The organism is Streptomyces sp. H39-C1, assembly GCF_027158125.1.
Classification (GTDB): domain Bacteria; phylum Actinomycetota; class Actinomycetes; order Streptomycetales; family Streptomycetaceae; genus Actinacidiphila; species Actinacidiphila fildesensis.
Genome location: NZ_JAPVLS010000161.1, coordinates 1 through 9,940, shown reverse-complemented (window position 1 = coordinate 9,940; position 9,940 = coordinate 1). Strand labels below are relative to the sequence as shown.

Below are 9,940 nucleotides of genomic sequence, written 5' to 3'. Positions count from 1 at the left end.
CCCCGACACCTGGACAACGACCATCATCTGCACTGGTCACGCTTCCGACGCCGCAGCCAAGCCCGCGCCCGCAGATGCCACTACCAACGCCGAGGCCACCACCCCCACATGCGGTTGCAGTATTAGGGGTCCCGCCATGACGTTGCTCATCATCCGGCACGCCGAGTCCGTCGAGAACGCCGCGAAGTACACCGGCTTCTACCAGGACCCGCGCCCCTACTCCGGGGCAGCCGCCCACGGCATCTCCCACGACCTCGTCGGGCTGACCCCGCGGGGTTTCCGCCAGGCCCAGTGGCTTGGCGATGTCCTCCCGGCCCTCGCGGGACATCAACCGCACGTCTACACATCGACCTATCGCAGGGCCATCGACACCGCGCTGATCGCCCTCCCCGACCTCCCCGCCGAGTGGCCCCAACAGACAGCGCTCCTAGATGAACAGCACTACGGGGACGCCACGTACATGACCAAGCGAGAGCTGTACGACATGTACCCCGATCTGGCCGAGGACCGGCGCCAACGCAAGCACCTCTGGACAGCTCCCGGCAAAGGAGAGTCCCTCGCCGAGGGCGTCAGCAAGCGGGTAGCGGCGTTCGCCGCTCAGGCTCAGGAAGAACTGCGATCGCCGTGCACGATCATCGCCTTCACCCACCAGACAGCAGCCGTCGCACTCCGCTCGCTGCTTGAAGGCCGCACACTGCCCGACGTCCTCGCGGAGGAGAAGAAGGGCAAGATGCCCAACGCCGCGATCCTGCACTACGAGCTGCGCCATGGCCGTTTCCTCCGAACCGAAACGACCATTCCGCCGATCTAGGAGGGCCCCGTGCGACACATATTCCTCAATGGACCCATCCAGAACGGGCCCTTCACTTTCGAGACGACGCCGGGCAAAGCCGTCGGCATCCGTCTCGCCGCGGCCCTGAACGCCGTCATCGGCGCACCGCCCGTTCCGCACCTGTGGAACACCGTGACCCTCGCGGGAGACCTGAGGCACCGCCAACACACCGGAAGCCAGGTCACTCGCGAAGCGTTCGAGTCCGACCTCATAGCGGCCAAATACCCGCCTGGGCAGCCGCCCGTCGCCGGCACTCTGACCGACACCGACACCGAGGTCGCCAGCCTGGCCCTGGAGATGATCGAGACCAACCTGCGCGCGGGCACGCTGGCCATCTGCCGCGAATCCGTCCCCACCTGCCGGGGCTGCGGTCACATGACCGGCAACGGCACCCACCCCTGCAACGCCTGCGGCAGCACCTATACCGAAGACCGAACAGGACTGCACCTCGTCGCCGAGCTCGCGAAGGACCGCCCGGTCCTCGATCGCTCAGATCTCCACGCCGGACACCGCCAGCAGCCCAAGCACCTACAGAACTCCGCCGGCAATATCACCCAACGCCTGATCCTGTCGCGGACCCGCGACCACGGCATCGACCTCGGCCCGCTCGGGCTTCCCGGCCTCGTCCTGGACCCGCGAGTCGGCGTCCATGTAACCGTCCTGGCGGCAGCGCGCAGGCTCCAGGCGACCACAGCCGTGATGACGATCACCCAGAACGCCGCCAACCATGTAGCGGCCCACGGACAGCACTTCCGAACGCATGACGGAACTCGGCTGCAGTACGCCCTGCATGGCCATCTTCCCTACGACCGCACGGCAGACCTTCAGGCCGCGTACGAGGCTTACCGCGCTAGCCCGGGGACAGTAAGAGCATTCGAGACGTGGTTCCTGCCACTCTTCTCCCTTAAGGAGAAGAACGGGACGAGTCCGGCACAACTACCCGCACTCTTCAAGCACTTCATCCGCGCACGCATGGCTCAGCCCGCCGAGCCCAACCCATCAACTATCGAGGCTGTGCGGCACGCCATCGCGAATGGAATCACCGACTGGGTCATGAGCAGGCACGCGCTTGCCGCCGTGATGCCCGCCAGGGAAGCAGCCGACTCCGGAGAGAGCGCTGCCAAATTCGAGCAGATGGGTTCCTTCGAATAGCACTTCGTCAGGGAGGCGGGTCAACGACCCCTGATAGTTCACTACTCCTCTTCGCCAACTGGTAAGTCGCATAGCGGCGTGAATACGGACTCGCGCGAAGCATCGCGCGTCAGATGGAAACCGGGCGATATGACATTCGCACTGGGCCACGGCTCCTCCGAAATCGTAGCCGCAAATGAGTGCGGTTTCCGAGCCTTGAGAGGCCATCGGTGCCAAATCCTTCTACTCCCGGTCTTGCCCCAATCACACAGCGGCACTTCGTTTGGGCGGTGGCCTGATGCGGCTCCACAGGCTGCGCACGCCGCCCCTGCCTAACCCCGATGTCGTGTACCAGCCATCCCGCCGGGACATCGATCCGGCGTCAGGTGAGCCGACTGCGCACGCCCTCTGGGATCGTCATGAGTGGCAATCCCACGGCGAATGCTGGCTGTGGTGTGGGCGCGAGAACATCGACGTGACGTGGATTGGCCCTGTCCAGTCCAGCGGCATGCACGCAGCCCTATTCTCCTGCCGCGCCTGCTTGTACGAACTGGACCAGCGCGTACTACTCGCCAACATGCGCAAGGACCACGGCGATATACGCATCAGGTCTACGTAGAACCGATCGATCTACGCGGCCAGGGCCCGGATCCCTGTCCGGGCCCGGGGCACCGTCGTAGCCCGGATGCCAACGACCTCGACTTCGACGCCCCACGCCTCCAGGGTCCTGGCCGTCTGCACAAGAGTGACCTGCGAGAATGGGAAAAGGGTGTCGGCCGTGAGGTTGGTGCCGGTCTTCAGGAGGATAGCGAAGACAACCTTCGAAGGCCGGTAATCCGGCGGCAAGGCCCGCCCGTTCTTGGCTGCGGCCACCTTCCGGCGGAACCCTTCCATTCCTTCCGGCGAGTTCCTCATCGTCTGTACGGCGACGAGCCCCTGGCTGAACAGATGGCTCAGCGCGTCGGAACCCTTGGCCCGCTTCACCATGACCAGGACGTTGTCCGGGCTCAGGAGGTCGCAGACCTCCACGCCGTTTCCCCGATGCAGCGAGGTCTGGACGTTGTCGCGGTCGAGGCAGATGTAGCCGGGCCGCTGATCCGGGACAGACTCGTTGTATTTGCGCTCCGTCTCGCCGAGAACCCACGCGGGAAGGTCAACGGAAGGGGTGTCGGTGATGAGGCGCTCGACGTGCGAGCGGATGGCCTTCAGATAAGCCTCGCCGATCTCGTACCAGTTCTCGTCCATCAGGAAGAACCGGCGGGCACCGAGCGAGACGTCCGCCTCGATCCACCTCAGCACACTCGACGCCCAGATGAAGTCCGCCTTCTGAGCACGGTCGTGACGGTAGAGGGTGACGGTGCCGTCCCTGAGCGCGGCAAAGCGCCGGCCCTTGCGCTGCGCGCGGGCCCGGTGGAGTACGTAAGGCAGGCTGAAGGTGTCGGTGGGCCACGGCTCGGGGCTATTCACCGCGGTGGCGAAAACGCGGGCGTTGTCATAGTCCTCCCAGTGGTCCGCAGGGACGGCCACCGCGATCAGTCCGTTAGGCTCCTGGCCGAGCATGTCGTCCAGCGCGTCCTCAAGCTGCGCGGTGAGGTCGCTGTCCTTGACGGGCACGATGTGCTCGACGAACTCCAGCTCGGGGCTCGGAGAGTCCTCCCGCAGGACGCGGGCGATGGCACGGATGTCCGCGATCAAGTCCGGGGCATCGATGCCGAGACGCATGCGCAGTCCGGCGCCACCCTCGACGCTGGAGATCTTCGTCGGGTTGTCACGGGAGATCGTGAGCTGGATCCCATCCAGGCGGCCGCCCAAGCGACGCACGATCTGCGCGTGCTCCTCAATGCCAAGGCTCCAGACGGGCGCGCCACCGGGTACGAGGGTGATGTCGGTACGCCCGCCGCCAGGGGTGTGGGACACCAGGTCGCGGATCTGGCTCGGGTTCACCCTGCGGGTCGCGAAACTCAGCCCGAACCGCTGGTCCTTGAGGCGGTCGGACACAAGGCGGAATCCCTGGTCGTAGCCGATGGCGTACACCTCGCTGTCGACCGCGAACATCAGAAGTCCGGCTGAGCGGTTCACGGGCCGGGACACTTCGCATCCGGTCGTGCGGTAGATCTCCTCACACCAGTTCGCAACGGGCTGTTCGAAACTCCCGGTGACCAGCATCGCCGGAACTCCCATCTGCTCGGGAAAGTCCAGGGCCGCGTCGACTGCTTCGAGCCGGCTCGGGTCGAGGGCATCGAACATCGCCTCGACAGTGGGAGCAACGCCGCTGAGCCGGTACAGGGTCCGCTTGGTCGTGCTGGTTGCCATGGTGTGTCTCCGTCTGCCGTGGGAGATAGGGAGTGAGTGTTGCCTCACGAGGCGGTGCAAAGTAAGAGTGGCAGCCGAAGACTTCAATTGACTATCGTGTAATTGATAACCTGGGTTATCAAAAATCAAGCACGATGTACGGGCCCATCATCGGCTGATTGCATGGAAAAGCGGGCTACCCCCTCGGGGACAGCCCGCCTTCCGGTCACCGCTACTTTGCGCCAGGAGCCCACTGCGCCGCGAAGGTCTCCATCTGCTTGAGTACCAGGTCGACGGCTTCCCGCTCCTCGTCCGGCGGGTAGTCGAACATGGCCAGGACCCGACGAATTCGAGTGCGGAGTTTGGCACGGACGGGTTCGCGGGAGAGCCAGTCGACAGAGAGGTTCTTACGGATGTCGACCACAAGAGCCCGTGCGATTTTGGCGAGTTGCTCATCGCCACCCGCCATCACTTCGGCCATGTCACGGTGTGCGACAGCGTCGTAGAATGCCAGCTCCGCGTGGTTGAGCGGCGGGTCGAAGCGTTCACCGCGGCGGGCCTCGTCGGACACCTCCCTTGCCATTGCGGCAAGTTCGGCGATCACCTGAGCGCTGGTGAGCTGCTGGAGCATGTATCGCTGCATCAAGTCGTTCAGACGCTCGGAGAAGCTCTCGTGCCGAACGACGTTGTGCTTCGTGACCTCGCGCATCTTCTGTTCGATCATGCGGCGCAGGGCCTCGGCGACCAGGTGCGGGGTCTCGGAGTTCTCCAGCCTGCGCAGCTGTGCATCGTTTAGGCGGGTGATGTCCAGCCGGCCGATCCCCGCTTCTTCGTACAGGTCCGTAATCTCGTCGGCGTCGACGACCGAGGCGGCGAGCGCTTCGAGATATCGGCGGACCTCGGCGGTCAGCGGCTGGCCCGTGGCCTCACGGTCGGCGGCGTCGAGCTTGACCATCCAAGCCCGTACCTCGCTGAAGAACGCGATGTCGCGTCGCCAGTCCGCCATGTCCTCACAGCGCTCAACGATCTCGCGACTCATGGCGCAGATCCGGTAGAAGCGGTCCAACCGGGCAGTGCTGTCCTTGAAACGGGTAGAGAGTGGCTTGGCTCCGAGCTCCACCTTGTTGCCGGAGGTCTTTGGGTCGCGCAGGTAGTTGGAGGTCAGGCGCAGGGCGCGCTTACGGGACTCAGGGCGGGTGGTGTCGGCAAGCAGTTCCCTCCAGTGCGAGCCGGCCAGTAGGCCCCTGATCGTCGAGAGCTCGTTCTTGACCTCCGTGATGGCCCGCTCGATATCCGCACCGAGAGTCTGGTCCTCCTGGTCTTGGTGTGAGTACTCGCGGAGCGCCTTGGTGAGGTTGTCGGTGAGGGGGGCATAGCCGACGAGGAGACCGTCCTGCTTGCCGCGGAAGCGGCGATTGACGCGGGCCAGCGCCTGCATCAGGTTGGCGCCCTGCATGGGGCGGTCCATGTAGAGGGTGTGGATGGGCGGTGCGTCATAGCCGGTGAGCAGCATCGAATGGACGATGAGCAGTTCGAGCTCGTCGTCAGCGTCCTTGGCGCGCGCCTGGACGATCTTCTGCTGGGACTTGCGCAGGGCGTGCTTGCGGAGATGCTCTGGGTCGGCACGGTCACCGTGGAAGACGATCTTCATGACTCCCTGGTCGACCTCGCTGCTCACCCACCCGGGGCGCCGCTCTGCTAGGGCGTCGTACACCCTGACGCAGATCTCCCGCGTGGCACACACGATCATCGCCTTGCCGGGGCTGCCGATGTCCGGCTTCATCAGCTCGCGGCGCTTCTCCCAGTGGGCGATCAGGTCGTTGGCGAGTGTCGCTATGCGGTCGGGCGCGCCGTAGACCGTGTTCATAGTCGCGGCGTACTGCACCGCACGGCGGCGCTCCGCGTCATCCATGCCCTCAGTGAGGGCGTTGGCCTGCTCGTCGATCTTGGACGGGTCAACGTCAGGCGGAAGGGACACATCGATGACGCGGGGCTCATGAAAGACGCGGACGGTGGCCTCGTCGTCGACGGCCCGCTTGAGGTCATAGATGTCGATGTACTCGCCGAAGACGGCGCGGGTGTCCGCGTCGGCCTTGGAGATCGGGGTTCCGGTGAAAGCGATGAGCGTCGCGTACGGGAGGGCGTCGCGTAGGTGACGTGCGTACCCGTCGAGGCTGTCGTAGTGCGAGCGGTGCGCCTCATCGACGACGACAAGGATGTTGCGGCGGTCGGAGAGGCGCGGGTGAGGGGCGCTCGCGTCCTTCTCTTCCTTGCTGAGGCCGAACTTCTGCAGCGTGGTGAAGATGATCCCGCCGGTGCGGCGGTTGAGCAGTTCGGTGCGGAGCTGGTCACGGGTGGTTACCTGGAGAGGTTCCTGCCCGAGGAGGGTCTGGCTGTCCCGGAAAGTGTCGTACAGCTGGTCGTCGAGGTCGTTGCGGTCGGTGATCACGACGATGGTGGGGTTGTTCAGGGCGGGATGGCGGGAGACGAGGGCGGAGGTCTCCACCATCTCCTCGGACTTGCCGGCGCCCTGCGTGTGCCAGACGACGCCCGCTTGGCCGTTGCTGTGGGATGCGGTGACGATCGCGTCCACGGCTTTGATGACTGCGAAGTACTGGTGGGGCTTGGCGATGCGCTTGCCGGAGAGGGACTCACCAGGCTTGGGGGCCGTGAAGTTGACGAAGCCGGCGGTGAGGGAGAGGAAACGGGAGTGGGTGAACAGGCCGTACAGCGCGAGGTTCAGCGCTTCCAGACCGTCGTAGTCCGGTGCGTTGGTGTTGACGCGATCGCCGTCCTCGTCTACGTTCCACGGCGCGAAGTGCTCGTACGGGGTGAAGACAGTGCCGTACTTCGCGGTGATTCCGTCCGAGACCAAGCACAGGACGTTGTAGCGGAATGCGATCGGGAACTCGGCAATGTAGGTCTGGAGCTGCGCTTGCGCGTCCTTGAGCGTGGCGTTTTCGGCTGCGGCGCTCTTTAGTTCGATGACGGCGAGGGGTAGCCCGTTGACGTAGAGGACGACGTCGAAGCGGCGGTGGCCACCCTCGCTGTCCCGGACGGTGACCTGATTGACGGCGAGGTAGGTGTTCGCGTCAGGGTCGGTGAAGTCAACCAGACGGACGGTAGGGGTCTGCTCGGCCCCGAAGTCGTCCGTATACGTGAACCGGATGCCGGCGGTGAGGTTGGTGTGCGCCTGCTTGTTCTCCGGGTACGCCTCGGTGGAGGCGGGGTCGGTCGCGATGCGCAGAGCTTCGTGCACGGCCGTGGCAGGCAATTCCGGGTTTAACCGCGCGATAGCTGCGGTGAGCTCGTCGTGCAGGACCAGGTCGTCCCAGTCCTTGCGATGCCCGGAGCCTGGGGCGACGGCTTTGCCCTCCTTGACCTCCCAGGCGAGCTCGGCGAGCTCGTCCATGGCGAGGCTTTCCCAGGTGGACTCGGTCATCTTGCTGTCGTGTGCGGTGTTGTCGCGGTCAATGGTCATACGGCGCCCTCCACGATGCGCTCCGCTTCGCGGACGCGGGTCTCGCCGGACATGAGTTGGGGGAGCAGTGTGTCGCGGAGGGAGGCGAGGATGCGCGACTCCTCTACACGGGCCTCGACTAGCCTGTGTAGAGGAGCAAGCCTGCTTTCGAGAGCCGCGCTCAGATCATCACTGATGGCAGGGATCTCAATATGGTCAAACGTCTTCATGTTGACCGTAGAAAATACTGTCCCGTGAGCGACGCTCAGCATATTCCGCGACCCACATCGGATCAGGTGGAAGAGGATTGCGGCAGGAATCTTGCCAGGCCGAAAAGCGTAACAAGACTGATTGATAGCAGTTGCATGCATCACGCGTGCAACAACCCCGACAGTGCCGCGCGCAGTCAGAATAACCGACCCTGAGGGCAATGGCTTTGCACGCGTTCCACCGACCGCTTCCTGTGTGATCTGTTCATCGGTCTGCGCGATTACGCCTACAGTGGCGTTGGCCACGTCTCTGGCGGACGCCCAAGGAATTCCTGGACCCCAATATGAATCGATTTTTCGGTCGGGAGTGCCACCGAGAACTGGCGTCAAGAGTTGTGACATGGGAACACGTTTAAGCTCCGAAGTACACTTTTCGAAGATGTAATCCGCAAGAGTGTCGGCAGTACTGGCGGCGCGCTCATTGGCCGCGATCTTGTCGTCCAGCGCCCCGAGTACTTCCCCAATAGAGCGTTGGCGCCCGAGGCTCGGAAGCGTAATTTTCAGTCGCTTCTGATCACCCAAACTAAGGTACGGAGCCATATCAGTTCCGTGCGCCATAGACTTCAGCTGCGAATGGAAGTCCGAGCTCAGGGACCAGTATCGCAAGTATCTCGCATCCAGCTCATCGACGTTTTTTGACCTCCAATAGCTCAAGTGTGGAGAGTACACAAAAATAGGGGCATCGTCGGGAACATATCCAGTTCGACCAGTGCTATTCCCCTTGGTTGTAATAACCGTATCTCCGGATTGAGCCAGCTTAGAATTGACTTTCGCAGTAAGGTCTGCGTGGAATCGCTCAGCCCCTTCCCAGTTCCAGCCACCTTGAGTGAGCCGCCCCGCCCGCAGGAAGATCGGTCCGTCTCCCCCGAGCTCGCTGTTCTTGGCTCGATACCCGTCGCCAATTTCGAGAATTCCACGCTGGATCAGGTCGGCAAAAGTGACACTCGAACTCTGCTCAGTCATTGATCCTCCCCAGCTGCTCGCGCACCACGGCGTCGAGCCGCGCGGACTCGTCGAGATGAGCAAAGAGTTCTTTTGTCAATCGCGCGATGCTCTCGTCCACTGGCTCGGCGTCCGGATCGTACTTAACCTCCGTAGCCCCCACATACCGCCCAGGCGTCAGCACGAAGTCGTGCTTCTCGATCTCCTCCAGCGTCGCGCTATGGCAGAAACCGAGCACATTCTCGTACGAAAGTCCCTTGTCCTTAGCCGACTTAGTGCCGCGCCACGCGTGGTACGTGTCGGAGATCTTTTCCAGGTCCTCCTCCGTGAGGATGCGTTCCGTGCGGTCGAGCATCGTGCCCATCGCCCGCGCGTCGATGAACAGCACCCGGCTGCGCCGGTCGTCCAAGGCCCTCGCGCCCTGTGGGGACTTGTCCTTCGTGAGGAACCACAGGCACGCCGGGATCGCCGTCGTGCGGAACAGATTGGCTGGCAGGGCGACCATGCAGGCGACCAGGTCAGCCTCAATCATCGCCGCGCGGATCTCGCCTTCGCCGGACTGTTTCGAGGACATGGATCCGTTGGACAGGACGACGCCCGCGCTGCCGCGGTCTCCGAGCTTGGAGACGATGTGCTGGAGCCAGGCGTAGTTGGCGTTGGACTGGGGCGGGACGCCGTACCGCCAGCGACGGTCGTCCGACTTCCGCGCCCAGTCGGACATGTTGAACGGCGGGTTGGCCATGACGAAGTCGGCCTTGAGGTCAGGCAGCTTGTCGTCGGCGAAGGTGTCCGCCCACCGTTCGCCGACCCCCTTGGGGTCCATGCCGTGGATGGCGAGGTTCATCTTCGCCAGCCGCCAGGTGCGCTCGTTGGCCTCCTGGCCGTACACCAGGGCGGTTGCAAGTTCCGGGGTCGTGCGGCTGGTCGGGTTGTGACCGGTTGGGGCGCATAGCAGAGCAGGCACGGGCTTCGTGATCATTGTGGTGTCTAAGCCAGATGATCATGAGGTGGCCC

At 63.9% G+C, this 9,940-nt stretch carries 6 protein-coding genes; 2 read left to right on the top strand and 4 right to left on the bottom strand.

All coding sequences use genetic code 11. The features are described from left to right. The first annotated feature begins 136 nt into the window (after positions 1-136). Positions 137-811 (top strand): histidine phosphatase family protein, encoded by a 675-nt coding sequence (locus O3W51_RS45920; RefSeq protein WP_269289909.1) that lies wholly within the window; start codon positions 137-139, stop codon positions 809-811. 9 nt (positions 812-820) lie between these two features. Continuing rightward, complete coding sequence (locus O3W51_RS45915; protein ID WP_269289907.1) at positions 821-1,984, top strand: hypothetical protein; 1,164 nt, start codon at positions 821-823, stop codon at positions 1,982-1,984. Positions 1,985-2,593: 609 nt separating this feature from the next. Here O3W51_RS45915 and O3W51_RS45910 read toward each other — a convergent pair. The 4 genes from O3W51_RS45910 to O3W51_RS45895 all read right to left on the bottom strand — a co-directional run bounded on the left by O3W51_RS45910 (position 2,594) and on the right by O3W51_RS45895 (position 9,905). Beyond that, positions 2,594-4,276, bottom strand: coding sequence for a TIGR04141 family sporadically distributed protein (locus O3W51_RS45910; protein WP_269289911.1), 1,683 nt, complete (start codon positions 4,274-4,276; stop codon positions 2,594-2,596). A 211-nt stretch (positions 4,277-4,487) separates the two neighbouring features. Beyond that, positions 4,488-7,736, bottom strand: a complete 3,249-nt coding sequence (locus O3W51_RS45905) for a type I restriction endonuclease subunit R (protein WP_269289905.1) — start codon at positions 7,734-7,736, stop codon at positions 4,488-4,490. Next, positions 7,733-8,947 (bottom strand): restriction endonuclease subunit S, encoded by a 1,215-nt coding sequence (locus tag O3W51_RS45900; RefSeq protein WP_269289903.1) that lies wholly within the window; start codon positions 8,945-8,947, stop codon positions 7,733-7,735. The genes O3W51_RS45905 and O3W51_RS45900 overlap by 4 nt, the downstream gene beginning before the upstream one ends. Further along, positions 8,940-9,905 (bottom strand): N-6 DNA methylase, encoded by a 966-nt coding sequence (locus O3W51_RS45895; RefSeq protein ID WP_269289901.1) that lies wholly within the window; start codon positions 9,903-9,905, stop codon positions 8,940-8,942. The genes O3W51_RS45900 and O3W51_RS45895 overlap by 8 nt, the downstream gene beginning before the upstream one ends. Positions 9,906-9,940 lie beyond the last annotated feature (35 nt).

What these genes read in the sequence shown, in the direction of transcription:
- O3W51_RS45910 (WP_269289911.1), bottom strand. Translation starts at nt 4,276, where the DNA reads ATGGCAACCAGCACGACCAAGCGGACCCTGTACCGGCTCAGCGGCGTT.
- O3W51_RS45905 (WP_269289905.1), bottom strand. Translation starts at nt 7,736, where the DNA reads ATGACCATTGACCGCGACAACACCGCACACGACAGCAAGATGACCGAG.
- O3W51_RS45895 (WP_269289901.1), bottom strand. Translation starts at nt 9,905, where the DNA reads ATGATCACGAAGCCCGTGCCTGCTCTGCTATGCGCCCCAACCGGTCAC.
- O3W51_RS45900 (WP_269289903.1), bottom strand. Translation starts at nt 8,947, where the DNA reads ATGACTGAGCAGAGTTCGAGTGTCACTTTTGCCGACCTGATCCAGCGT.
- O3W51_RS45920 (WP_269289909.1), top strand. Translation starts at nt 137, where the DNA reads ATGACGTTGCTCATCATCCGGCACGCCGAGTCCGTCGAGAACGCCGCG.